The following is a 23009-nucleotide window of genomic DNA, read 5'->3' on the forward strand; positions in this document are numbered from 1 at the left end:
TAGTTCCTGCCGAGCGGAGCACGGCCTGAGACTTGCCCGCTATCAGTGGGGCTGATTTAGCTTGTCGCTATTGGCTGCGGAACTTCGTCCAGCAATCTCCTTGACCACTCGAACCTGGTCCATTCCCATTCGTCACGCGGCTCGATTGCAACAAGGGTTTCGGGTTCGCGAACGGGGGTACACGGCCAACCTGGCAGCGTAGCCAACCATTTGTCGTCATAGACCGTGTTGGCATGACGATGTCCTTCGTCGGGCATGATGACCGCGACGACTGAATCCGGGTTGGTTCGGCCGATCCATTTGCCGACGAGAGCCGCAGCTCCGCTCGTCGGCCCCATGAAAATCCCTTGGTTGCGAAAGAGCGAATGGACGGAATGATAGGCGGCATAGGCACCAACCCAGTGTACTTCGTCGACCAGATGATGCCGGACATTTGCCGGAAGGACGCTATTGCCTAGCCCGCGCAGCATTCGCTTGCCCAAGGGCTGCCCGAAAAGCACGCTGCGATGGGTGTCGACAGCGGCAATCTTCAGATGCGGATAAACCTGGCGCAGGAAAGTGCCGGTCCCGCACAGCGAGCCGCCGGTGCCAATGCAACCGACAAGCCAATCAACCTGGCCCATCGAACGAACGAACAGTTCGGCGAGGCGGGCATAGGATTGCCAGTTACCTGGACTGTCGTACTGGCGTGTCCAGAAAGTGTCCGGCTCATTCTCCATAACCGCCCTGAGATGCGCCAATCTTCCAGTCTGGTTCCCATCGCCCTGCTCGTCCGCAAGTGCGACGACCTTTGCACCCAATCGTTCCAGCCTTTCCTGATAAGCTTGGTCGATCAAGGTGGCCGCGGTCACCAAAGTGAGATGGAATCCACGCGCTGCAGCTAGGAGGGCTACGGCCATACCGAACGTGCCCGAGGTTGTCTCGACAATGTGGGCGCCGGCCTTCAGCTCTCCCGACTTCTCGGCCTGATCGAGGATGAAGCGAGCTGGCATCAGCTTCATCAAGGGGAACGCCGCCGCAACGACATTTGGGCCGAGCCGAGCAAGACGCGGTGTTTCCAGCGCCCTGAAATAGTCCACGTCAAAGGACATGAGTGCCCTCCTCCACGTTGATTGGGAAGATGCCGATGTCCTGGAATCCGCGGTTCTCCAATGCTGCGATGATCGTATGAATATTCTCGCGACTGGCTGATTGGGCATCGAGCATAAGCCCGAAAAGGGATCCGCTATGCGCCACCTGGATCCCGTAAGCATGATGGTGAGCTGCGATATCGACGACGACGTCGAAATATGGCTTGGGGAGGTGTCGCTGGCTGATACGAGCGCTCATTGTCGCCGCCTGACCAAGCAAGTGTGCATCCTGGTAGCGCACAGACCGTCCAACCATTCCTCGAAGAACGCGGAAGAGCTGGATTTCCTCGGGGCTGTACCGTGCCGGAACCAGTTCGAGCGTATCGACCCCAGCAGTAGCGTCTCCCTTGAAACCTACGAGGACGAATGGCGGCAACGAACCGCCGAAGTGCTCGAGCACTACCCCTTCCCGTTGCGCGAATAGCAACGCCTCAGTTTCAAACGCGATCGCATCTGAAGCGACTTCCGCGGCGACCGCCAACCGACTGCTCGTCGAAGGCAGAAATCTCGCGCCCAGGGCGGCTGCCACCGCTCGCGTTGAAGCAACGACATCAGCGGTGGACGAACCATAGCCATGCCCCACCGGAATATCGCTCTCGATCTTGAGACGCCCACCCAGGGATGGATATCCAAGATGCGCCAACGCCAGTTGCGCAGCACGTAACGCCTTTTCCCGGCTCGGCGGCTCGACGCCGAGCTTGCCGCTCCCATCGAGCACAATCCACGCAGTGGACCGAAGACTATCAATTGGAAGGGTTACGAGACCACGGTGCAAGCGCCCACGATCGTCCTCAAATACGCCCTGAAGGAGCTCGCCGTGATGGCCGAATGCACAACCCTTTGCCGGCTTTGCCAGCATGGTAGGTTCTGGATCGTTGGCTACAACGGGCATGGCCCCACCTCCGAACGACTTGGTGCGTTGGAATGATGGGGCTATGGTTTCGGCGCGTCACTTCCTGGAAACTGGTATTGACCTCACACTTGCGGCCGTTTGAGCTAGCCGAAGTGACAGACGTAGCCCCAAACGGCTCGGCCGCTCAGGCGGGGCCCGAACTGCTCTGGGCTTCAATCCAGTCACCCAGCTAGCCAAGCGACTGAAAGCCGTTATCCCAGCGAGGTTCGGACCATCGTCCTTTGGCAATCAGCGCTCTGACGTGGATGAAATAGGACTCGGGGCTAAGGGGCACCTTTCGTCGGTGCCGCCGACTGTTGCAGAGCCAACATGCCGCCACGACATTGTCACTCGTATCTTTGCCGCCATCGCATCGTGCGAGAAGGTGCTCCGCCGTGCATCTGCTGGAACCAGTCCCATCGGCTGGTGACATGAGGCGCCTACAATACCAGCAGTGACCGTCTTGCCGGTTGTAAGCGTCGTCGCGCAGTTTTCTGAGTTTCGGCATGCCAACTTCCAAGATCGATGATGATCCAGAAAGTTGCCGCGACCTGCATAGGCGCCCCTGCACTCGGCCGCTAAGAACGGGCAACGGACGGGGCATTGACCCGACCCTGATGTGTGCAAAAGGATGATAATCCGGTTTTACAATCGCCTCAAGAACAGCCAGGGGAGATCGGGAGTTCGACAAAGCGCCCCATCTTGGTCATTGCCCTGCCGGTAGGCGGAGCCCAGAAGCCGACACGGGCGAGCCAGGGCACATTGGCACCTTTGCATCCCAAGGCGGGCATGAACTTCTTAGGTTGGGGCGGCGCGGACTTTCCAAGTGCTAGGTTGTTAAGGTGCTATCGAAAGCGCTCGGCGGGGATGTGATGCGCTGGGTGAAGCCAATACTCGACCTCGGGTAGTTGCCCTGCGCCCCCGATCGCTGCCTCAAGCACCTGTGGAATGCCCCCGTAGAATAGAAGGATTGCTCGCTCATAGCCCGCACGATCCCTAAACTGCGATAGAGTCAGAAGGTCTTTTTCAATGCCCTCGCGGCGCGCATTACCTGGCTTGACCTCAATCACGCAATGGTTGCCATCCATGTGGCCGGGAGTGTGCACTAGGAGGTCGGGCGCGGCGACGCGTGCCTGAATGCGCCCCCACTGAGGATGCGCTCGCTTATCGACTTCGCCGTTAAGGGAAAACCGAGCGTCTCGTGGCCAGACCGATCTCATCTGATGATATAGTTCGTAACAGTAGACGCGCTCCCGAAAGACTGGGTCGCCTCCATCCACAGGCAACTGGAAATAGATGACATCAATAGCTGCCGTGGCTTCCCGAATGATGCGGTCTAGTTGTTCCATTTTTCTCCCGACAGTGTGATCGATGTTCGCCTTTCCTTATGAGGCGAGCAACTCCATAGCCACAAATGGCAAGTCGTATAACAACGCCCCCTTGATCGGCTTTTGACGCCAGCCTACATGTTATTGATACGCGGTAATTCGCCGTGGGGCACTATCCATTCTGCTTCGTTTGTCGCGGCGCGCCCGGTCCGGCTTTAGCCGATCCGGGTTGTCGAACGACATGCGCCTTCCGGCGCGAGCACCGGTGGTCGCGCTCATCACGGGGTCTGCAGGATGAGGGCACGATGGTTACGATTACCAAGGAAGCCGAGGGCTACCTCGAGGCGCTGGCGGACGAGCTCACGATCTCACCCACCAGATATGAGCAGGCGGTCGCTCGGTACGAGTCTCTAGGCAAGTGGCTGCATCGCGACGCTTCGAAGGTGAAACAGTACGACCCGCAGGTCTACTCGCAGGGTTCGTTCCGGCTGGGCACGGTCATCAAGCCCGAGGACGAAAACGGCCAGTATGACATCGACTCGGTTTGCGAGTTGACCGCCCTGACGAAGGAACAGTTGACCCAGTATACACTTAAGGAACTGCTTCGGGTCGAGATCGAGGCGTATCGCACGGCACAGGCGATGGTGAAGCCGCTCGGCGAAGGCCGTCGTTGCTGGACTCTGGAATATGCCGACGGTGCCCAATTCCACATGGATATCGTGCCGGCGCTCCCAAATGGCACGTCCACGCGGTTGTTGCTGGAGTCTCGCGGCCTAGACGCGCAGTGGGCCGGCACGGCGATCGCCATCACGGACAACAAGCACCCTCTGTTCTATCAGCCCACCACCGAATGGCCCCGTTCCAACCCGAAGGGCTATGCCAACTGGTTCCGTTCGCGGATGGCTGTGGCTTTCTCGCGCAAGCGCCGCAAGCTTGCTGAAGCGGCCCAAGCCAGCGTTGAGAGCATTCCCGAATACCGGGTTGTCACCCCGCTGCAACAGGCGATCATGATCCTGAAACGGCATCGCGATCAGATGTTCGCGGAACGCAAGGATGTCAAACCGATCTCGGTGATCCTCACGACCCTGTCCGCCCACGCATACGAAGGCGAGGAAACAATCGGCCAAGCCCTCGTTTCGATCCTGACCAACATGCACCGCTTCGTCGGCTTCGATGGCGTCCGGTCCTACATACCTAACCCGTCTGACCCGCTCGAGAACTTCGCCGACAAGTGGGCCGATCATCCGGAACGCCGGGCGGCGTTCTTCGAATGGCTGGAGGCAGCCAGGCGAGACTTCTTCTATGCAGCGCAGGTGACCAGTCGTCAGGTGATCACCGACTCCGTTGCTCCCCGCATCGGTCGTGGCCTTGCCGAGAGGGCCAGGGATCGTGCGGCACCAAAGCCGGCTTCATCGCTCCTGCGTCCCGCTACGGTAGCATCCGCCGCGGCGGCTGCACCAACCTTCCCTGCGGAGGCGCGCGTTCCGGGCAAACCGGCAGGGTTCGGCGGCAGATGATCTGGTGGGTTTCGGATCCGGGCCGGGGCCTGTCGGAGCGGCTTGCGATCGCTCGGCTCGAGCAGTCTGCCGACTGGCTTCAGAACGTACGGTGGCGCCTCGACGGCCTGAAGTTGCTCCTGGATCTCGAGATTGTCGAAGCCGAATCCAGGTGGCGTCTCGTGATGCACTACCCGGACTTCTTCCCTTCTATCCCGCCGTTGGTGTTCAACGCGGACGGCGAACGTCTATCCGGACATCAATATGGTCTATCAGGCGAACTTTGCCTGGAGTATCGACCCGACAACTGGGAGCTTAGTTGGACTGGCGCGATGATGATCGAAAGCGCGCATCGGCTACTCGTTGGGGAGAGCGCGGAGCTGGCGAGCCACGGTGTTCAGTCGGCTCATGCCGTATCCGAAGGCCAGCGTCTTCGCGGGAACTATCTCAGGCTGGTCATGCCCGAGGAACCATTGCGACTGATCCAGGCGATGGCTGATGGCCACGCGGAGCCGATCGAGGTCGAAGAACACTATTATGGCGAAGCCGCGGTTGCCCATCTGACCGCCCTGGGTGGGGACAGTGATCGGATATGGCATCGGAGCAAGCCGGTCTCGACTGCATCCAACTACAAGGGCACCGCCATTCGTGTTCCACGGGGTCTAAAATTTCCGGGACCGGCCACCGAAAAGACCCTGGAGATTGCCCTCAAGTCTGCGGGCATCACCACCGAATATCCGGCGTGGCCGCCTGCAACCTACCTGCTGGTAGATGACACGAACGCGTGGTTGGCGATGGTCCACCGCAAGGCGGACGGTGGCGTTCAGGATTACGGCTACGCCACGTTTGTTATCGATGCCGACCAACAGCGACTGCCCACCACGAACGCGGCGCTGGCCGACAAACGGATCGCGCTGATCGGATGCGGGTCACTCGGATCGAGGACAGCGGCAATGCTTGTGCGATCGGGTGCCCGGAAGCTCGAACTGTTCGACGACGACATTCTCTCTCCCGGTAACCTGGTGAGGAACGAGTTGGATTGGCGTGGTGTCGGGGCGCACAAGGCCAAGGCACTGCGGGCGCGGCTGCTCGAAATTGCCCCCGACGCGAAGATCACGGTGCAGATAGTGAACCTTGGTGGCCAGGAGAGTTCTGAGTGGACCGCCACCGCGCTGGAGACGCTTTCCAACTGTGACCTGATCATTGACGCTACGGCGGACGCGACTGTTTTCGGCCTCGCTGCTGCCGCCGCGAGATTCAAGGGCCGCCCAATGGTATGGGGCGAGGTGTTCGGAGGAGGGATCGGCGGAATCGTTGCGCGGTCCCGACCCGGTCGCGACCCGGCTCCCGACGTGGCGCGCCGCCAAATCTTGACGTGGTGCGACGGCAAGGGCGTCGAGTGGGAGATGCCCTCTCGACAGGTGGAGTACGGCATCCTGCGGGCAGATCAGGCCCCGTTGATCGCAGACGACGCCGACGTTTCCGTGATTGCCGGTCACCTAGCGCGTCTCGCGATCGACACGCTTCGCGACGGAGGGAGCCAGTTCCCCGCTCCGGCGTATGCAGTCGGCCTCGGTGAAGGCTGGATATTCTCTGCCCCATTCGATACGCACCCCATCACCTATACCGGTACGGAAGGCTGGGACGCGGGCTCGTCGCCCGACGAGGTGAAGCTGAAAGAGCTCGTAACCCTCCTCTTCCCCGAACAGGCCCAAAATGCAGATCGCCCTGCCTAGCTCTGTCCGCAAGAAGATTTGCAGGGAACTGTCGTTATCAGGGCGTCGGGAAACCGGGGGCTTGCTGCTTGCCGAGCAACTAGACGACGAAGGGCGATTTCGGGTCGTGGACGTCACGGTAGACCCGAGGGGCGGCGAGAGCGCGTACTTCGAGCGCCGCCCGGAACTGCACACCCAGGCACTGGAAGCCTTCTTCGAGAAGAATGGCAACGACTTCGGTCGTTTCAACTACTTGGGGGAATGGCATTCCCATCCAAGCTTTCCGGTGAGCCCCAGCACGACCGACATCAGGACCATGCAAGCGATGGTCGAGGACGCCGGAAACATCGACTTCTCGGTCTTGATGATCGTTCGGCTGCGGATGTTCGTGATGCTGCAGGTCGGAACGTACCTGTTCATGCGCGGCCAGGGCCCGCAACGCGTCGAGATGATCGACGACCCGATGTCACGACCGAAAAGAAGATTCATCTGAAGGCGTCGCCTTCGGTGCGGCAATTGGAGGGGCGACATGTCCAAGACTGCTATTCCACCAAAAGTTGCAAACGCGCTTTGGGCAAAGGCTGGGGGGCGGTGTCAGTTTCGTGGATGCAACAAGCTCCTGATCGGTGACCTGATCGCCGGCAAGCGTACGGGCAAGTTCGGTTATATCGCCCACATCGTCGCCGACGAGGCTGGAGGTCCCAGGGGTGATCGCGTGAGATCGCCCCTGCTAGCGCAAGACATCGACAACCTGATGCTGATGTGCCCCGTCCACCATAAGGCGATCGATGTGGACTATCTGGCCGACTACCCCGAGGACGTCCTCCTGGCTATGAAAGCGGAGCATGAGGACCGCATCGAGATCGTCACCGACATGGATGTCGACCGTGTCTCCCATGTCGTCAGGTTCGCGGCGACTATCGGCCAGCGTGACTCCTTGGTGACAACCCGATCGATCTTCAGCGCCATGCCTCCGGATCACCATCCCGCCGAAGGCCGGACAATCGACATCGAGTTGATCGGGTCGGAGCGCAAGGATCACGAAGAAGTCTACTGGACCGAGCAGAACGAGAATCTGGAGCGCCTTTTCGCGCGCAAAATCAACGAACGCATCGAGCAGCGGGAGATTCGCCAACTCAGCGTCTTCGCGTTGGCGCCGCAGCCGTTGCTCATCCGTCTCGGGACGCTTCTTGGCGACATAGTGCCGGTCTCGGTGCATCAAAAGCACCGCGAACCAGACACCTGGAAATGGTTGCCCGACCAGCCGCGAATTGCCTACGAAGTCAACGAGTATGGCGGCAGGAAGGACGTGCCGGTCGCGTTGAAGCTTGCCCTGAGCGCCACGGTGAATGACGGCCGCATTACCTCGGTATTGGGCGAAAATACTGCCATCTGGTCAATCACCTGCGACCAGCCCGGCAATGACATCATGCGGCGAAAAGACGACCTCGCCGCCTATAAGCATTTGCTGCGCGCCCTCTTCAACCGGATCAAGGCTTATCATGGGGAAGGCGTGTTGTTGCATGTCTTCCCGGCAGTGCCGGCGTCCGTAGCGGTGGAGACGGGGCGAGTATGGATGCCGAAAGCGGACCTCGCGATGAAACTCTACGACCAGAACCGAACTGCGCAGGCTTTCGTCCCGACGATCACGATCGGCTAATAAACAGCGGCAGGGGAGCCCTCGCCCCCCGCTATTAAAAGCCCTTCAGAGGGGCGGAATTGGTTATCTGCCACCTGATCTCCTCAACGAACCGCCAGCGAAGAGCACCCCAAGTGTGCCGAGTGTCCCAGGGTTTGTGCGGTCGTCGCCGAAGACAGCACTGTCCTCTCTGCAGGCTTCGGCGGTGAAGTTGGCAGGGCACACGCGGAAACTAACGTCTTCATTTGATAGTTGATGGCCACATAGTGGACATTCCGCTTGCGGCCCCAGACCAGCCGTTCACCGCTCGATCGCGAGGCGTACGCAATAGCTGGACGGCAAACAGCAGAGCTAAGCCAATCCTTGAGCGGGCATCGGCAGACTGATAGCATTTGCGCGCGGAGGCAGTCTGTCCGCAGGCCGGCGCAACTTTGGAAGACTCAGCCGGGAGGCGCCGGCCAAGTTGTAGCGCCGCATGCGCAATCAGCTTCGAACGCTCAATGCACCTAAGATCGCGGCTAGCTCAGGTGCCATCGAGCCGATTTCGCTAACATGGATGCCTGACAAGCTTTCCAGCTTTTTTTCGCTCTCATCAGTGAGGGTGAGCAGGACCCTTCGGCCGTCGTGAGGATCTTGGCTTCGTAGAACCAGTCCGGCTTCTTCCAGGCGCTTGGCCAGCTCGGCGGCGCTGTGGTGTTTTACCAACAGCCTTGTCGCCAGATCTCCCACGGATAATCCTTGCTCGCTGCCAATCCCCTTGATGGTCAGCAGTGCTTGATGCTGTTGCGCCGTTAGACCCGCTTCGATGGCAGCCGCCTCGCTGAATGCGAGAAACTTCCGGATAGCATAGCGAAAATCCGCAAGGCCTCGGTAATCGACGCCGCCCATGACGGGTACGTCGTTACCTGTGTTCTTTAGCTCGGTTTTTTTGATCACGGTCATTTCAGTTTCCAAATTTATATCGTATTGCGATATAAATTTCTCAAGCCCTTCGAGCGACCAATGCCTACATCGACCCCGAACAGGACTCCAGTCTACGAGCGCAAATCTGACGGCCCATTGTTTCCGAGACAAAAGCCGAGGCTAGGTGACTTCACAGCCGACAGCAGGGTGTTGTTGTTGATGGCAATCGCCATTTTGGTCGGGATTGCGTCCGTCGGCACCGCTTGGGTGCTCCTTAGACTGATCACGCTTTGTACGAACATTGCCTATTTCGGCCGCGTCTCGCTCGAGGAGTTGCCGATTACCGACTCTCCTTGGGGGGTATGGGTGGTTATCGTCCCAGTCGTGGGCTGCCTTATCATTGGATTGATGGCGCGGTTCGGATCGGAAAAAATCAGAGGCCACGGGATTCCGGAGGCGATCGAAGCGATCCTAATAGGACGGAGCCGTATCAGCGCGAAGGTGGCCATCTTGAAACCCCTGTCTTCCGCGATCTCGATCGGGTCAGGTGGCCCGTTTGGCGCCGAAGGCCCGATCATCATGACGGGAGGCGCGGTTGGCTCCCTCATAGCGCAAATGGTCCATTTGAGCTCCGGCGAGCGTAAGGCACTGCTCGTTGCGGGTGCGGCTTCGGGAATGACCGCAATATTTGGCACGCCTCTCGCGGCAGTGTTGCTTGCTATCGAGCTGCTGCTGTTTGAATGGAAGCCCAGAAGCTTTCTTCCGGTGGTCGTTGCCGTTGTAGTGGCGGCTGCCTGCCGCACGCTACTGCTCGATCCGGCGCCCCTCTTTGCATATGCAGGTCAAATGGGGGCTTCGCCCATCAACTTCCTGTCATGGGCAGCGATAGGGGTGATCGCCGGGCTGGGCTCGGGAGTGTTGACCGCCATGGTATATGGTTCGGAAGACCTGTTTCAAAAACTGCCCATTCATTGGATGTGGTGGCCGATGATCGGCGGCCTGGTGGTGGGACTTGGAGGGTTGATCGAACCAGCAGCGCTTGGCGTGGGGTACGACAACATCCGCCATCTCCTGGCAGGCGACCTTGGTTTCACCGGCGCATTGCTTCTCTTGGTCGTCAAGGCGATCATTTGGGCGGTGGCGCTTGGGTCCGGCACTTCAGGAGGTGTACTCGCTCCACTTCTGATCTTTGGAGGTGCGATAGGTGCGCTGTTGACACCGATATTGCCGAGTGCAGATCCGGGTTTCTGGTCGCTTCTGGGCATGGCAGCGATGATGGGTGGCACCATGCGCTCACCACTCACGGCAACGCTTTTTGCTGTGGAACTTACCGGAGACCAGCACGCGCTGCTGCCGCTTTTGGTCGCTTGCGCAATCGCCTATGCAACCACGGTGCTTCTTCTCAAGCGGTCCATCCTGACCGAAAAGATTGCGCGCCGGGGCCTGCACATCACGCGCGAGTACCAGGTGGATCCCTTCGAGCAAACTTGGGTGCGCGATATCATGGTCCATAAACCGGACGCGTTGGATGCTTCCTGGACCGTCGGGCAAACCGTCGACCACTTCATGAACCTGGAGCACCGTCACAAGAGCTATCCTGTTATCACATCTGATCAGGTTGTGGTTGGCATGGTCTCACGCGGTGACGTGCTTGGATGGATGACAAACGGCGACGCGGGGGTAGAAGGAGGGGTGCTTTCGGAATTTGTAGGCTCGGATGTGGTTTCCGCGAGTCCGGACGAACTCGTCAGCCACCTGGCCGACCGCATGTCGGCCAATGGGGTTGGCAGAGTCCCGGTCATTGATGGCGACGGCCGACTGATTGGCCTGGTGGCGCGCAAGGATCTTCTTGCGGCTCGGGCCAGACGCATGGCTGAAGAACGGGATCATGCGCGGCTTCTGGGGCGAAACGCCCTCGATTAAAGGGGCACTTTGGCTGTCCAATCGGAAGCCTGAGGGTACAATTCCGGTCGCTCGATCAAGATGCTCGTTCGCCTGTTCGCTGGCACTTCACGATCCATGCTAAAGACGTCGTTGGTCGAATTGACGGTACAGAATTAGCGCCTCCAAACCCAAAAGTGCGGGCGCACCCTTTCGTGAATTCTCATTGATTGGCTCGACCCTTACCCAGCAGTTCATTTTAGTGCTGACTAACTTTGCTTTGGGGCATTCAGGCAATGGCGGGGAGTACAGCCAATGAAATATCGCGAGGTGCAGGAGCAGCTAAGGCTAGTCGGCATCATGATCAGCAAGAGAGGCGACAGCATTCGGGTCAATCATTTTTCCGGAGCCCCCGAAACGGCATACGTTACATCAGATTTGCAAGAGGCACTTCGGGCCGGCCTCACCATGGCCAGACCCAAACATTTGCCCGCGAACTGGTGCGCGCAACGCCACGCATGAATAATCGATGGTCAAGGATGAAGACTTCCTGACGCAAGGCTCCATATGGACCATTCGTCGGAGGTGATCACCCCGGTTCCCGCTGCGCGGCGCTATGCTGAACCTCCTTAGGTCACCTTGTTAACCGAGCGAATGGCCGCGAATTTGCTTCGACCACCTCCCGGCATTGCCGTCCTGGCAGACGGTCCGGGGTCTTCGCTTTATACGCTGCTTCTTATGGGGCGTTGTGAAACGGGCGTATCCGGCCGTTTGGCCGTCCAGTCACGGGCGCATTAGTGCCATCCAGCAACGCTGTTCACATTAGCCAGCGGTTTACTACCGGCCGCGCCGCCTAGAACCAGGACGGCCGGCTTAGACGTGCTCCAGCTGAACCTTACCCGCTCGAGCATTGTAATAATTCTCTGGACTCGATTTAGGCAATTGAACGGCAACCTCATGACACATTTGTGTTTCGCTGCTGACAAAAGTCCGCTACCGAAAAGGCATGGGGGCTTATCCGCCGGAGGGAATGTGATGACTGAAGTATTGCTAAAGCCCAATAATCAGCTGATTGAGCTCACTGCCGATATCGTCGCAGCCTATGTTTCGAACAATCCCGTCCCGGCAGGAGAACTGCCTGGCTTGATTGCCCAAATCCATTCCAGCATCAGCACTCTTGGCGCGCCGGCAGCGCTGGTAGAAGTGCCATTGACGCCGCGGACATCGATCAAGAAGTCCGTCACGCCCGACTACCTGATCAGCCTCGAGGACGGCAAGCAGTACAAGACGCTGAAGCGTCACCTCACCATTCGCGGTCTGACGCCTGACCAGTATCGCGCCAAGTGGGGGCTGGCGGCGGATTATCCAATGGTTGCGCCTAGCTATTCGGCCCATCGATCACAAATGGCCAAGAGCTTTGGTCTTGGCCGCAAGCCTGCTGAAAAGAAACCGGCAAAGCGGGCTGGACGCAAGACGAAGGCGTAGCTGCGTCTCCCACGTACTCGGGTCCTCTCAGGATGCAGCACCACAGCCAGGTCGCTCGTTGATTATCTAGGCGCAAGGCCGGAAATCGCGCCTGTTTGTCAGCGCCTAGCTTCCGATAGTTCCGGTTCGAGTACAGATGTAGGGGAAATCACCCGAACGATGCTCGGCCAGGATTGGCGGGGCTGAAAGCCTAGGCATTCGCAAGTTGCGCGAAATGTCGCCCCAGACACGCTTGCGTTGGTTGACCTTGCGTTAGCTATATCTAATTTGCGGGCAGGCTCCTGCCGCCCCCCAAGGCAACACATGAGCTTAGCGCCAGCTGTGGCTAACCCCCACCCCGCCCGGCCGCAGTTGGCGTGCCCTCCAACCTTCGTTCACTACGTGCGATAGCTATGGATGAGGCGGACGCCAACACCGCCACCGTTTTCTGCAATGAATTCTACACCTGCTTGCTCCAGAGCTCGCTGAAGTGCGTCACAAGTTACTTTGTTTGCCTTAAGCGGCCCGGAGATCGGCTCGAGCCGTTTTATCGTCGGAACCGATACTTTCGACTTCTCTGACAAAGTCTTTTGATCCCAACGCAACAAGGCCCTTGCGGCACGTACATGTTCGCTCGTCAGAACCAAGGTGCCGGACGTCTTGTCTTCATCCATGCGGGTTGACTATACTTTTGGCATCATATAGTACTTCTGGCATCATAATTCCGCTTGTGCCGGAGGGGACCACAGGTCATCTGTGAGCCTTTTGGTAGGTGGTGATGCGGTTGAACAAGGTGCGCTAACACCCTGTTCAACCTGACCAAACCCAAGCTGGTTGGAGCTCGGATCATGGCTGATTCCGACAATACCACAGCTTTGCCTTTCGTCATCCAAAGGGGACGAAGGAAGAGCTGTGCTGTGGATGACGATGGGGTAGTTGGCGGTTTTGTACATGCTGCGCGTTTGCGTGCACCGCTCGATCCGTGTGTTGTTCTTTTTCAGGAGTGGGAGCAGGCGCACCACATGGCGGTGGTTTTGTGCCGGCTTCAGCAGCGCCTCGAGATAAGGATCAGGAACGCCCTGGCTTCTCCTAAGCCCGATGAAGGACCTGAAACGGACGACCAGAGGATGCAGCAAGCATCGGTGCTGGCCGCTCGTCAGGCACGTTGGGACGAGCTCGATGTGGAGGTCGGTTACTCACGAGCCCGTGCTGCCGAGGCGCAAGCTGTTGAGGCCGAAGAAGAAATCCTCGACGCTGTTGCCACCACTCCCGCTCAGTCATTTGCCGGAGTGATCGCCAAACTGAAGATTATCGTCGGCGGTGGCGAGAACATGGGGGATATGTCGGCCTTCCCTTGGCCGCAAATCCAGTCGGTCTTGGCGGACCTCAAAGCATTGGGCGGCGGCTTGGACACTGAGGCCAATGACCTTCACCCATCCGTGTCCGACAGCAAGACGACCATCAAAAGCCATCCACGGTGAAGCTGAACGCAGGGCCTTTGCAGGATCGCAGGAGGCGAGACTGCAATGCCACGCGGCCGCGCACCAGCGCGCCTGCATCGGCGGGAGGCACATTTTACAACAATGGGAGAGAGAGAATGACCTTCAGAAGTTCTGTACGCCTGCGGCTTGCCCTCATGTGGGGCGCATTGCTTGCGCTGATCTTCGTCATGCCTGGCGGCACGGCCTTTGCCGAGACGACGAAAGAGCGTGTCCTGCGCGAAGGCAAGATCGTCATCGGCATCCACAACCGGACGCCATGGGGTTTTCGCGATGAAGCCACAGGTGAGGCCAAGGGATGGCATCCGGACCTGTTGCGGGCTGCCTTTTCCGAACTCGGCGTCAAGGAGCTCGACATCAGGGTCACCGAGTTCGGCGCCCTGATCCCTGGGCTGCTCGCCGGCCGCTTCGATGCTGTTGCATCAGGTCTTTCCATCACCCCGGAGCGCTGCCGGCAGGTCGCCTTCGGAGCACCCGATCTGAAGGTGCGTGACTCAGCCATTGTGCTCGCCGGTAATCCAAAACAGATCCATGGCTTCGAAGATATCGTCAGTCAGAAGATCATCATGGGTGCCGGCCGCGGCAGTGTGTCGGTCAGGAATGCGACTGCAGCCGGCGTGCCGGAAAGCAACATGCTGCTGTTCCCCGACATTGAAGCGAACATCTCGGCCCTGCGCTCGGGCCGCATCGATGTGACAGTGCTGTCGTCTCCCACCGCAATAGGGCTGTTTGCGAGTGGGAAGCTTCAGGGCCTGGAGAGTGCCACCCCCTTCGTGACGACAGACGAACAGGCCACATATGCCGCTGTCGCCTTTCGCAGCGAAGACGAGGACCTGCGAGCGTTGTGGGATGAGAGGCTTGTTGCCCTGACGAAGGACGGTACGGTCACCAAGGTCATGGCCAGATATGGCTTTGGCGAGACCGAGATCGTGCCCGATACCGTCACCGTCGAGAAGCTCTGTGGTGGTGGCACGTCCGGTGCCGGCAAATGAGCATCCTCGAGATCTGGCTCGGTATCCTTCAGGGATTTCGCGTCACCGCTCTGGTGACGCTCTACGGCCTTGTCTTTGCCATTCCCTTCGGACTCATCTTCGGCGTTGCCCAATACATGTCCACCGGCCCGGTGCGGTTCGTGGTAACGTCGGTCATCGAGTTCTGGCGCAGCTCCGCCGTCATCATCCTGCTCTTTGTGTTCTATTATGCGCTGCCTATCGCCGGACTGGCACTGTCGGCGATGACAGTCAGTGCCATGGTGCTCGGGCTCAACATTGGCGGTTATGCCAGCCAGGCCGTCAGAGCCGGCCTGCAGGCGCTGGACCGTGGCCAGAAAGAAGCTGGCCACGCGCTTGGACTGTCGCGCGCCACCATCCTGTTGCGCATCGAACTGCCGCAGGCGCTGGTGGCGATGAGCCCGACCTTCATCAACCAGCTCATCCAGCTGGTGAAGGCGACATCGCTTGTCTCACTAGTCACGCTCACCGACATGACCTTCCGCGCCAAGGAGATCTCGCAGATCGAGTACGACCCCGTACCGATCTACAGCTCGCTGCTGCTCGCCTACTTCATCGTCTGCTATCCGGTCGCCCTGTTCGGGCGCTGGGTCGAGCAACGGATCAATCCGGCAAGGGAGGCGCGTCGTGCAGTTTGATATAGCCTTTGCGCTTTCGACCGTGCCAACCATCCTTGGTGCCATCAGCATGACGCTGCTGGTGGCAGCCGTCAGCTGCGTTGGAGCCTCCGCAGTCGGCTTCGGCTTCGAGCTCATCCGCCGCTCCGGAGGCTGGGGCGGCCTGTTCGTACGCTTCGTGATCGACTTCATCCGGGCAACGCCGGTTCTGGTCTGGCTCTACTGCCTGTATTTCATCTTGCCGTTCTACGGCATTCGCCTTGGTGCGCTTGCCACAGGCATGATCGGGCTCAGCCTCTATTACAGCGGCTATCTCGCGGAGGTGTTCAAGGCGGGCATCGATGCCATTCCCAATGGCCAGGCGGAGGCCGCAAGGGCACTGGGTCTCGGCAGGATCGATATGACCATCTTTGTCATCGCCCCGCAGATGCTGCGCAACATCGCAGCACCCATGGGCAACTACTTCGTCTCGATCTTGAAGGCGACGCCCTATCTGGCCGTGCTTGCGGTGCCGGAGATGCTGGGCCGTGCCTTTGACATCGCATCCGACACCTATCGTTACGCCGAGCCGCTGACGGTGGCCGGCCTGATCTTCCTCGGCCTTGCACTCCTCATCTCGCAAGCCATCAAACGGCTCGAGATCAGGCTGCTTGGGCCGACAATGAGATAGCCGAGCGACCGGTAGCCCGATGGCCGATGACGTCCTCACAAAACCAGACACCTAGCTCGCTGCTTTCAAGCGAACTGTAGAGAGACCCCATGACCCAGACAGACGACAAACCTGCCGTCCAGATCTCCTCGCTCAATAAGTGGTATGGCACCTTCCATGTGTTGAAGGAGGTCAACCTCACCATTCCAAGCGGATCCCGCTTTGTGATCTGTGGACCCTCCGGTTCGGGCAAGTCCACCCTGATCCGCTGCCTGAACGGGCTTGAAGCCTACCAGCAGGGAACAGTGACGCTGGGCACGACCCGGCTGGGCGATAATGCCAGGGAGACAGCACTCGCCCGCAGGCAGACCGGCATGGTGTTCCAGAGCTTCAACCTGTTTCCGCATCTGACGGTATTGTCGAACTGCACGCTCGCCATTCGCCGTGTCCTTCGCATGCCGCGCAACGAAGCCGAGAGCCTGGCGCGGCATTTCCTGGAAAAGGTCCGCATTCCCGAACAAGCCGGCAAGTACCCTGCGCAGCTGTCAGGCGGACAGCAGCAGCGGGTGGCGATTGCGCGTGCGCTCTGCATGAACCCGCGCCTGATGCTGTTTGACGAGCCAACCTCCGCGCTCGATCCCGAAATGGTCAAGGAGGTGCTCGACGTCATGACCGGACTGGCTCACGAGGGCATGACGATGATCTGTGTCACCCATGAGATGGGTTTTGCCCGCGAGGTTGCCGATCAGGTCGTGTTCATGGATCAGGGCAGCATTGTCGAGCAGGCCTCGCCAGTGGCGTTCTTTTCGACACCCAACCATCCCCGCGCCCGGTCCTTCCTCAACACCCTGTTGCACTGACATGGAGATGGCGCCGGCGGGCGAGACGCGCATCTGGACAACTGTTGACTTCGACCAGGACGGCAAGCAGCACGACTGGCTGCGACTGCCGTTCTCGACGGACCAGTCCGCCTATGGCGTCATTCCAATCCCGATCACCTGCATCAGAAATGGCGAGGGCCCGACCGCACTGCTGATTGCCGGCAATCATGGCGACGAATATGAGGGCCAGGTTGTTTTGAGCAAGCTGGCTCGGCAGGTCGAACCCCGCGACGTGCGCGGCCGTATCCTCATTTTGCCTGCGCTCAATTATCCCGCCGTCGTTGCGGGGCGACGCCTCTCCCCTCTCGACGAAGGCAATCTCAACCGGCTGTTCCCGGGCGAGGCGAACGGCACCCCAACCCAGATGATCGCCCACTATGTCAGCTCGGTTCTGCTGTCGATGGCCGACATCGTCGTTGACCTGCACTCAGGCGGAAGATCCCTATCATATCTTTCCTGCTGCCTGATACGCGCTGGCAAAACCGGGGCCGAGACCGCAAGGCTCATGGAACTCATGAAAGTCTTCGGCGCCCCGATCGGATCCATCAGCGACGGCACCGGTGGCGGTGGGGCAACCACTCTTTCTGCAGTTGCCCAAGCTCTTGGCGTGCCAACCCTCACAACCGAACTTGGTGGTGGCGGCACCTTCTCAAGCGCGGGTGAGGCTGTGGCGAGCCAAGGCCTCTACCGCATCTTCAAGCATATGGGCATTTTGCCCAATGCCGAAACCAAATCGCCGCCGCCTGTTCGGTTGATGCAGGTCACCGGGAGGGGGGCGTTCACATATGCCCCCATTCACGGCATCTTCGAACCTGCTGTCGAACTCGGCGACTCTGTCGAAGCTGGCCAATCCGCAGGCTTCCTTTTTCCGCTCGAAGGCCCCCACAGAGCGCCTGAAGAAATCCGTTTCGCGCAGTCCGGCCTCGTCGCCTGCCGCCGTGCACCGGCCCTCGCCGCTCCCGGTGACTGCCTGTTCAAGCTTGTGACCGACGTCGGGGCTAATTGAGTGGCAGCACATGACAAAGCCTCAAGAGGTCGGGCGCCGACCTCATTCGACAGCCTGAGGTAGGCGCACAGCCCATCAATCACTTCCGGTCAATCCCGGTTTTCCGGGATTCTCTCTGCTTTTCCACTGCATTACGGGGATGGTCCGCAAATCGCAGGAGGATGCATGAAGCCGGATTCGTCTGAGTGGCGCAGCTCGCAGGCCTACGACTTCATAAGCAACGTCACTCCTGATGCCCTCGCCTGGGAATTCCTCCGCCGCAATCCAACCTACCAGCGCGAATTCGCAGACATGCAGCAAATCAACCCCGCGCCGAATTCCATGTCCCCGAACGAACTGCGGTCGCAGTGGGGGCTTCGATTTTCCAGCAAATCCTGATCGCCCGGCAACCAAGCAGCCGGTTTACTGGACACCCGAGGTCGATCCGGGTGTTATCCTGCTCATCAACACGCCGCCGCTGCTGGCAGACGACGCGGACATCGTCGCCACTTTGCCGCCGGCGGCTTCAAAGCGTGACGAGCTCGGTGAACACCTGCGTACCCTCTCGACAGCAAATAGCTGCCAGATCGCGCTGCTTTACGGCACCGACCCTGCGCAACCCCTGGCTGCGATAGTACCCCTCGACGCAAAGGTATCCGAACGACTGTTATCGCTGGATAGATTTGTCAGATCGTCCAAGGGAAGCAGAGTGCCTGATAAACGCCTGACGTCATCGCAACGCACTCGTCTCGGCCATATGCTTCGCGCTCTCGACGGCCGCATCGAAGGGGCCTCCCATTTCGACATAGCCCACGCCCTGTTCGGTCCCCGCTTCATCGTCGCTGAGGACTGGCAAGATTCGCCATTTCGTTACGCAACGCTGCGCCTCATTCGCGATGGCTACAGAATGATTGAAGGCGGCTACCGCAAGCTCCTGCGGTTCCGGCGGCGCGACACCTGAATGCCGGTGCCAAGTGCTGCAGCCGTGTACCTGTCAGTGCGAAATAGGCCCCATCCATTTCGCACCTGAACAACGCCGGAGCCCTTCTCCATCATCGCCCTTGTCCGCCGCTTTATCCCTGCGGCTCTCACAAACGCGATGGAGATATCCCGATGAACGGTCGAAACGCCGGCTTGCCACCGCGCTTTCTGCGCACCAAGGAAGCCGCCACGTTTCTGAGCCTGTCGGCCAGGACTCTGGAAAAGCACCGCACCTACGGAACGGGCCCAGGCTATCGCAAACTCGGCGGCCGGGTCGTCTACTCAATCGACGATCTCCAGGCCTGGGCACATCGCGGAGCCATGACCTCAACCTCCGACCCGCGAGGTACCGTCCTGCCCGCCAAACGCCATTCTCTCATCCCCGCGGCACATGCCGGCCGATTGGCCCGCTGATCGCTCGGCTCTTCCCCTTGACGGCGCGTACTTGTCCACCTTCGGAGCGCGGACAGCTTGATCTGTTCCATGCGCTCCCCGGCGACTTCGCTCCCCGCGATGCACAGGATCTCATGGCCTATCCATTCTTTTCCCTCGCAAAGTCGAAACGGACAGAACCCATCGACTTCAAGGCCGGCGGCGTAACCATCCGGGTCGAGGCCGTGCCGGATCACGGCATGGCAACGATCTGGGACGCAGACATCCTGATCTGGGCGGCCAGCCAGATCGTCAACGCCCGCGATGCCGGACTCCGAACTTCACGACTGATGGCTACGACGCCCTACGAGATCCTGACCTTTACCGGACGCGGCGTCAGCTCACGTGACTATCAGCGCCTGAAAGCTGCCCTCGATCGTCTCCAGTCTACCACGATCGCGACCTCCATCCGTCAGCCGGCCGAGGGCCGGCGCCATCGCTTCTCCTGGCTGAATGAATGGCAAGAGCGGACCGACCGGGATGGACGCCCAGTCGGCGTCGAACTGATCTTGCCGGATTGGTTCTATCGCGCCGTCCTCGACGACGCGCTCGTGCTCACCATCGACCGAGCCTATTTCGATCTGACCGGGGGCCTCGAGCGTTGGCTGTACCGCATCGTGCGCAAGCATGGCGGACACCAGCCCTTCGGCTGGAGATTCGACTTCGCCCATCTGCACCACAAGTCCGGCAGCCTCTCACCGCTCAAGCACTTCGCATACGACCTGCGCGACATTGCCCGACGACAACCGCTGCCTGGCTACCGCCTCGGCATCGAACTCCAGGTCGACGGACCGGATGTCCTCACCTTCGTCGCCACCAATCCTGCCGCCTCACCGCGCCCGGCTCGGAAATCATCAGCGCGCTTCGGGGATAAGCTGTGAATACGCTCGTGCTATTGGGGACTGCCCCTATCGTGCCATCGGGGACCCGATCCTCGTGCTATCAGGGACTGGAACTGACGATTCCTCGCCGTCTTTCAGTGCCTTGCGGTCGGCGTAACGTCACTAACCCAGATTCTTTCAGAATCTTTCTAACGCTCCCCTGCTGTCGCAAGGATGAGGACGACCACTCCACGCTGGTGGAGGGCGCGTCATGAACGTCGCGCTCCTCACCCATGTCGAGCTGACCTTTGTCGAGAAGAAGATCGAGTACTGGATCCGCTTCGGTCAGGCAGCACACGAACAACGTATAGATCGCCGCCGTCGCCTCCTCTTTTTCCAGCCCGGCACGATCTTCGCCTTCGTCCGTTGGGCTTCCAATGACTTCGGCACAGTGATCTCAAGGATCGATATTGTTCGGGCGGTCGCACGCGGCGAAGCCTATCAGACGCTGCCATTCGTGCGTCCAGGCGGCGACATCCTGCTCAAGGTCGATAGCTGGCCCAAGGTCGAGCGCGTGCTTCAGGTCATAGATGCAATTGAACGTCTGGGCATCGATCCCGAAGCCGTATCGCCCGATCACTGGCGACACATTCATAACCGAATGACAGCGGGCCTAGAGCCGCGGTCGTACACGCTCGAGCAGCATCGGGGCTTCCTTCAACGCTTGAGGGTGAAGCCATGAGCCGTTTCGGTATCCTCCTCACGACCGCACTCGCGACGGCAAGCGTCGGCTATCCGGCGCTCGCGCCGATGCCGATCAGGCTGATCTGGAACGTCTCGGCCAGCGCACCGATCGGCCTCTACGCCCTCGATTTCAATAGCTCCCTCGAAGTCACGGATCTAGTCGCCGTCGATGCGCCGGAGCCTCTCGCGACCTTCCTCGCCGCGCGTGGCTATCTGCCGAAAGGCCTGCCGCTACTCAAGCGTGTTCGCGCGGTCTCCGGGCAAACCGTCTGCCGCACAAACGTCCTCATCACCGTCGACGGCATCGAGGCTGGAACCGCGCTTGAGCACGATCGTGCGGGCCGTCCACTGCCGGCCTGGCGCGGATGCCTGAGCATCTCCAGCGGCGAAATCTTCCTCATGAACTGGGAGGTCCGCGACAGCCTGGACGGCCGCTACTTCGGCCCGACTTCCCTCGACCGCATCTTCGGCCGCGCCATCCCTCTTTGGACCGACGAGGAAGGTGACGGCCGCTTCGAATGGCGCGCGTCAACGCGGTGAGCGCGCCAGCGGCGGCTTACGTTTCGCCGCCACTCCCACCACCGCCAAACCAGCAAGGAAGTTATCCATGCCACAGATCGGACAGTTCATGCGCGAAGGAGGCAGCTTCTCAGGCCGCATCCACACATTCACGCTCGACCTCGAACTCACCATCGTTCCGAGCGAGCCAGGCGACGGTGACAACACACCCGACTATCGCGTGCTGCGCGGCACCGATGACGGACCGGAGATCGGCGCAGGCTGGACACGCGCCAGCGAGAAGGCAGGGGAGTATGTCTCGTTGCAGTTCGACGACCCGACCTTCCACGAACCGATCCGCGCACGCCTTTTCCGGAATAGTGACGACGCAACCGCATGGTCGTTGCACTGGAGCCGTCCACGCGACCGCAGCGAGACGGCTTGAGTCATGCCCTGCCGCAACGTTTCTATCGCTTCTCGGCTGCGCCCAACGCGCAGCCGATCGGTCGCCGGACAGCGACATCCGGTTCGCCGGTTCGCGCTTCGTCTTCTTTCCGGCCTCCTTTTGTCAGCCTGCTCGGTCGGCCCGTGCATCGCCCAAGCCAACGCGGTACCCACTGATCCTTACGCCGCCCACATCGCCGAAGCTTCTCGACGCTTCGCAGTTCCGGCTGCTTGGATACACGCCGTCTTAGGCAAGGAAAGCGCAGGCGACGAGCGCGCCGTGTCCAGCGCCGGCGCGCTTGGCCTGATGCAGATCATGCCTGGTACCTGGGACGAGCTACGCGCCCGATGGCTTCTCGGACAGGACCCGTTCGATCCGCGCGACAACATCCTGGCGGGCACCGCCTATCTGCGTGAGATGCACGATCGCTTCGGCTCTCCTGGTTTCCTCGCCGCATATAATGCGGGGCCGGCACGCTACGAAGCCTATCTCAACGGACACCCTTTACCGGCCGAAACCCTGGCCTATGTCGAAACACTTTCCCCTCTGATCGACGGCGGTTCATTCACCGAGTGGGCGTCGACGCCGGTGGCATCTGGCGGTGCGGCAACGCTGCCGTGGCCCAGCTCGCCGCTTTTCGTTCGAGCCGCCGCCGGCACTGAGCCGACGCCGTTCGAGCGCGAGAATAGTGCAGCCGCGGAGCGCTCCGTTATGCCCGATGCCATTGCCATCAAGCCGCGCTCGAACTGCCTCTTCGCCGCGCGCACCGGTATGGGAGACCCGTTTTGACTGTCGTCGCAGAATGGCGGTGTGTGGCGGGCATCCGGCAGCGCTGGGCAATGTACGGCGTTGGTGCTGGAGAAACGACAGAGGACGGCGAGATAAAAGCGTATGCCCGAAATGCGTTAAGCCATTGGCATGGCTTGCGTTTTCCGGTGCATGCCGGGCGGTCGCGGGCATGCTGCCCGAATTGTTCCAATGTTTTCAATGCTTCGAGAT

At 60.0% G+C, this 23009-nt stretch carries 27 protein-coding genes; 21 read left to right on the forward strand and 6 right to left on the reverse strand.

Features of this window, described 5'->3' with window-relative positions:
- Positions 1-56: 56 nt before the first annotated feature.
- The 4 genes from H5P29_RS26515 to H5P29_RS26530 all read right to left on the reverse strand — a co-directional run bounded on the left by H5P29_RS26515 (position 57) and on the right by H5P29_RS26530 (position 3371).
- Positions 57-1091 (reverse strand): PLP-dependent cysteine synthase family protein, encoded by a 1035-nt coding sequence (locus H5P29_RS26515; protein WP_067965039.1) that lies wholly within the window; start codon positions 1089-1091, stop codon positions 57-59.
- Entirely contained in the window at positions 1081-2022 is a 942-nt protein-coding gene (locus H5P29_RS26520) for a kinase (RefSeq protein WP_154385386.1), read from the reverse strand. Before H5P29_RS26520 ends, H5P29_RS26515 begins: the two co-directional genes overlap by 11 nt.
- Before the next feature lie 190 nt (positions 2023-2212).
- Entirely contained in the window at positions 2213-2626 is a 414-nt protein-coding gene (locus H5P29_RS33005) for an HNH endonuclease (protein ID WP_371818591.1), read from the reverse strand.
- A gap of 241 nt (positions 2627-2867) precedes the next feature.
- Positions 2868-3371, reverse strand: coding sequence for a methionyl-tRNA formyltransferase-like protein (locus H5P29_RS26530; protein WP_154385384.1), 504 nt, complete (start codon positions 3369-3371; stop codon positions 2868-2870).
- 284 nt (positions 3372-3655) lie between these two features.
- On the opposite strand from H5P29_RS26530, the gene H5P29_RS26535 reads away from it, so the two are divergent.
- The 4 genes from H5P29_RS26535 to H5P29_RS26550 are packed head-to-tail and all read left to right on the forward strand — an operon-like array spanning position 3656 to position 8221.
- Complete coding sequence (locus H5P29_RS26535; RefSeq protein WP_154385383.1) at positions 3656-4867, forward strand: nucleotidyltransferase; 1212 nt, start codon at positions 3656-3658, stop codon at positions 4865-4867.
- On the forward strand, positions 4864-6582 hold the full coding sequence (locus H5P29_RS26540; RefSeq protein ID WP_154385382.1) for a ThiF family adenylyltransferase: 1719 nt from the start codon (positions 4864-4866) through the stop codon (positions 6580-6582). Before H5P29_RS26535 ends, H5P29_RS26540 begins: the two co-directional genes overlap by 4 nt.
- Entirely contained in the window at positions 6563-7054 is a 492-nt protein-coding gene (locus tag H5P29_RS26545; RefSeq protein ID WP_154385381.1) for a Mov34/MPN/PAD-1 family protein, read from the forward strand. Before H5P29_RS26540 ends, H5P29_RS26545 begins: the two co-directional genes overlap by 20 nt.
- Positions 7055-7090: 36 nt before the next feature.
- The gene (locus tag H5P29_RS26550; protein ID WP_154385380.1) at positions 7091-8221 is read left to right on the forward strand and encodes an SAVED domain-containing protein; all 1131 of its coding nucleotides are present in this window, start codon (positions 7091-7093) and stop codon (positions 8219-8221) included.
- Between the two features lie 462 nt (positions 8222-8683).
- On the opposite strand, the gene H5P29_RS26555 is transcribed toward H5P29_RS26550, so the two are convergent.
- A complete protein-coding gene (locus H5P29_RS26555; protein ID WP_246670779.1) occupies positions 8684-9142 on the reverse strand; it encodes a MarR family winged helix-turn-helix transcriptional regulator in 459 nt (152 codons plus the stop codon).
- A gap of 60 nt (positions 9143-9202) precedes the next feature.
- On the opposite strand from H5P29_RS26555, the gene H5P29_RS26560 reads away from it, so the two are divergent.
- The 3 genes from H5P29_RS26560 (at position 9203) to H5P29_RS26570 (ending at position 12469) form a co-directional block, all read left to right on the forward strand.
- The gene (locus H5P29_RS26560) at positions 9203-11026 is read left to right on the forward strand and encodes a chloride channel protein (protein WP_154385379.1); all 1824 of its coding nucleotides are present in this window, start codon (positions 9203-9205) and stop codon (positions 11024-11026) included.
- Between the two features lie 273 nt (positions 11027-11299).
- Complete coding sequence (locus H5P29_RS26565) at positions 11300-11506, forward strand: hypothetical protein (protein ID WP_154385378.1); 207 nt, start codon at positions 11300-11302, stop codon at positions 11504-11506.
- A gap of 513 nt (positions 11507-12019) precedes the next feature.
- A complete protein-coding gene (locus tag H5P29_RS26570) occupies positions 12020-12469 on the forward strand; it encodes a MucR family transcriptional regulator (RefSeq protein WP_154385377.1) in 450 nt (149 codons plus the stop codon).
- Positions 12470-12846: 377 nt separating this feature from the next.
- Here the strand turns inward: H5P29_RS26570 and H5P29_RS26575 are convergent, their stop codons facing one another.
- Complete coding sequence (locus H5P29_RS26575) at positions 12847-13122, reverse strand: transcriptional regulator (protein ID WP_154385376.1); 276 nt, start codon at positions 13120-13122, stop codon at positions 12847-12849.
- Between the two features lie 174 nt (positions 13123-13296).
- Between H5P29_RS26575 and H5P29_RS26580 the strand changes: the two genes are divergently transcribed.
- From H5P29_RS26580 to H5P29_RS26640, 14 genes are all read left to right on the forward strand, one after another.
- The gene (locus tag H5P29_RS26580) at positions 13297-13929 is read left to right on the forward strand and encodes a hypothetical protein (protein WP_154385375.1); all 633 of its coding nucleotides are present in this window, start codon (positions 13297-13299) and stop codon (positions 13927-13929) included.
- 116 nt (positions 13930-14045) lie between these two features.
- Entirely contained in the window at positions 14046-14939 is an 894-nt protein-coding gene (ehuB, locus tag H5P29_RS26585; protein WP_154385374.1) for an ectoine/hydroxyectoine ABC transporter substrate-binding protein EhuB, read from the forward strand.
- Complete coding sequence (locus H5P29_RS26590) at positions 14936-15595, forward strand: amino acid ABC transporter permease (RefSeq protein WP_154385373.1); 660 nt, start codon at positions 14936-14938, stop codon at positions 15593-15595. The genes ehuB and H5P29_RS26590 overlap by 4 nt, the downstream gene beginning before the upstream one ends.
- Positions 15585-16244: an amino acid ABC transporter permease gene (locus H5P29_RS26595; protein WP_185910208.1), complete on the forward strand. Its 660-nt coding sequence runs from the start codon at positions 15585-15587 to the stop codon at positions 16242-16244. Before H5P29_RS26590 ends, H5P29_RS26595 begins: the two co-directional genes overlap by 11 nt.
- Before the next feature lie 89 nt (positions 16245-16333).
- Complete coding sequence (locus tag H5P29_RS26600) at positions 16334-17083, forward strand: amino acid ABC transporter ATP-binding protein (protein ID WP_154385372.1); 750 nt, start codon at positions 16334-16336, stop codon at positions 17081-17083.
- Between the two features lies 1 nt (position 17084).
- The gene (locus H5P29_RS26605) at positions 17085-18110 is read left to right on the forward strand and encodes a succinylglutamate desuccinylase/aspartoacylase family protein (RefSeq protein ID WP_154385371.1); all 1026 of its coding nucleotides are present in this window, start codon (positions 17085-17087) and stop codon (positions 18108-18110) included.
- 165 nt (positions 18111-18275) lie between these two features.
- Entirely contained in the window at positions 18276-18488 is a 213-nt protein-coding gene (locus tag H5P29_RS32720; protein ID WP_246670777.1) for a transcriptional regulator domain-containing protein, read from the forward strand.
- 112 nt (positions 18489-18600) lie between these two features.
- Complete coding sequence (locus H5P29_RS32725; protein ID WP_246670776.1) at positions 18601-19050, forward strand: DUF2285 domain-containing protein; 450 nt, start codon at positions 18601-18603, stop codon at positions 19048-19050.
- Between the two features lie 152 nt (positions 19051-19202).
- On the forward strand, positions 19203-19484 hold the full coding sequence (locus tag H5P29_RS26615; protein ID WP_154385369.1) for an AlpA family transcriptional regulator: 282 nt from the start codon (positions 19203-19205) through the stop codon (positions 19482-19484).
- A gap of 113 nt (positions 19485-19597) precedes the next feature.
- Positions 19598-20383, forward strand: a complete 786-nt coding sequence (locus H5P29_RS26620; protein WP_246670775.1) for a replication initiator protein A — start codon at positions 19598-19600, stop codon at positions 20381-20383.
- Positions 20384-20594: 211 nt separating this feature from the next.
- Positions 20595-21065 carry a DUF2840 domain-containing protein gene (locus H5P29_RS26625; protein ID WP_154385367.1) on the forward strand — a complete coding sequence of 157 codons (471 nt, stop codon included), beginning with the start codon at positions 20595-20597 and terminating at the stop codon, positions 21063-21065.
- A complete protein-coding gene (locus H5P29_RS26630) occupies positions 21062-21607 on the forward strand; it encodes a S26 family signal peptidase (protein ID WP_154385366.1) in 546 nt (181 codons plus the stop codon). The genes H5P29_RS26625 and H5P29_RS26630 overlap by 4 nt, the downstream gene beginning before the upstream one ends.
- Before the next feature lie 67 nt (positions 21608-21674).
- On the forward strand, positions 21675-22010 hold the full coding sequence (locus H5P29_RS26635; protein WP_154385365.1) for a DUF736 domain-containing protein: 336 nt from the start codon (positions 21675-21677) through the stop codon (positions 22008-22010).
- A 3-nt stretch (positions 22011-22013) separates the two neighbouring features.
- Entirely contained in the window at positions 22014-22799 is a 786-nt protein-coding gene (locus tag H5P29_RS26640) for a lytic transglycosylase domain-containing protein (protein WP_154385364.1), read from the forward strand.
- Positions 22800-23009 lie beyond the last annotated feature (210 nt).

Origin of the sequence: Aminobacter sp. MDW-2 (genome assembly GCF_014250155.1) — a bacterium.
GTDB lineage: Bacteria > Pseudomonadota > Alphaproteobacteria > Rhizobiales > Rhizobiaceae > Aminobacter > Aminobacter ciceronei.

Excerpts from the sequence above, each read along its gene's own strand:
- H5P29_RS26515 (WP_067965039.1), bottom strand. The coding sequence starts at position 1,091 with ATGTCCTTTGACGTGGACTATTTCAGGGCGCTGGAAACACCGCGTCTT.
- H5P29_RS26520 (WP_154385386.1), bottom strand. The coding sequence starts at position 2,022 with ATGCCCGTTGTAGCCAACGATCCAGAACCTACCATGCTGGCAAAGCCG.
- H5P29_RS33005 (WP_371818591.1), bottom strand. The coding sequence starts at position 2,626 with ATGCCCCGTCCGTTGCCCGTTCTTAGCGGCCGAGTGCAGGGGCGCCTA.
- H5P29_RS26530 (WP_154385384.1), bottom strand. The coding sequence starts at position 3,371 with ATGGAACAACTAGACCGCATCATTCGGGAAGCCACGGCAGCTATTGAT.
- H5P29_RS26535 (WP_154385383.1), top strand. The coding sequence starts at position 3,656 with ATGGTTACGATTACCAAGGAAGCCGAGGGCTACCTCGAGGCGCTGGCG.
- H5P29_RS26540 (WP_154385382.1), top strand. The coding sequence starts at position 4,864 with ATGATCTGGTGGGTTTCGGATCCGGGCCGGGGCCTGTCGGAGCGGCTT.
- H5P29_RS26545 (WP_154385381.1), top strand. The coding sequence starts at position 6,563 with ATGCAGATCGCCCTGCCTAGCTCTGTCCGCAAGAAGATTTGCAGGGAA.
- H5P29_RS26550 (WP_154385380.1), top strand. The coding sequence starts at position 7,091 with ATGTCCAAGACTGCTATTCCACCAAAAGTTGCAAACGCGCTTTGGGCA.
- H5P29_RS26555 (WP_246670779.1), bottom strand. The coding sequence starts at position 9,142 with ATGACCGTGATCAAAAAAACCGAGCTAAAGAACACAGGTAACGACGTA.
- H5P29_RS26560 (WP_154385379.1), top strand. The coding sequence starts at position 9,203 with ATGCCTACATCGACCCCGAACAGGACTCCAGTCTACGAGCGCAAATCT.
- H5P29_RS26565 (WP_154385378.1), top strand. The coding sequence starts at position 11,300 with ATGAAATATCGCGAGGTGCAGGAGCAGCTAAGGCTAGTCGGCATCATG.
- H5P29_RS26570 (WP_154385377.1), top strand. The coding sequence starts at position 12,020 with ATGACTGAAGTATTGCTAAAGCCCAATAATCAGCTGATTGAGCTCACT.
- H5P29_RS26575 (WP_154385376.1), bottom strand. The coding sequence starts at position 13,122 with ATGGATGAAGACAAGACGTCCGGCACCTTGGTTCTGACGAGCGAACAT.
- H5P29_RS26580 (WP_154385375.1), top strand. The coding sequence starts at position 13,297 with ATGGCTGATTCCGACAATACCACAGCTTTGCCTTTCGTCATCCAAAGG.
- ehuB (WP_154385374.1), top strand. The coding sequence starts at position 14,046 with ATGACCTTCAGAAGTTCTGTACGCCTGCGGCTTGCCCTCATGTGGGGC.
- H5P29_RS26590 (WP_154385373.1), top strand. The coding sequence starts at position 14,936 with ATGAGCATCCTCGAGATCTGGCTCGGTATCCTTCAGGGATTTCGCGTC.
- H5P29_RS26600 (WP_154385372.1), top strand. The coding sequence starts at position 16,334 with ATGACCCAGACAGACGACAAACCTGCCGTCCAGATCTCCTCGCTCAAT.
- H5P29_RS26605 (WP_154385371.1), top strand. The coding sequence starts at position 17,085 with ATGGAGATGGCGCCGGCGGGCGAGACGCGCATCTGGACAACTGTTGAC.
- H5P29_RS32720 (WP_246670777.1), top strand. The coding sequence starts at position 18,276 with ATGAAGCCGGATTCGTCTGAGTGGCGCAGCTCGCAGGCCTACGACTTC.
- H5P29_RS26615 (WP_154385369.1), top strand. The coding sequence starts at position 19,203 with ATGAACGGTCGAAACGCCGGCTTGCCACCGCGCTTTCTGCGCACCAAG.
- H5P29_RS26620 (WP_246670775.1), top strand. The coding sequence starts at position 19,598 with ATGGCCTATCCATTCTTTTCCCTCGCAAAGTCGAAACGGACAGAACCC.
- H5P29_RS26625 (WP_154385367.1), top strand. The coding sequence starts at position 20,595 with ATGAACGTCGCGCTCCTCACCCATGTCGAGCTGACCTTTGTCGAGAAG.
- H5P29_RS26630 (WP_154385366.1), top strand. The coding sequence starts at position 21,062 with ATGAGCCGTTTCGGTATCCTCCTCACGACCGCACTCGCGACGGCAAGC.
- H5P29_RS26635 (WP_154385365.1), top strand. The coding sequence starts at position 21,675 with ATGCCACAGATCGGACAGTTCATGCGCGAAGGAGGCAGCTTCTCAGGC.
- H5P29_RS26640 (WP_154385364.1), top strand. The coding sequence starts at position 22,014 with ATGCCCTGCCGCAACGTTTCTATCGCTTCTCGGCTGCGCCCAACGCGC.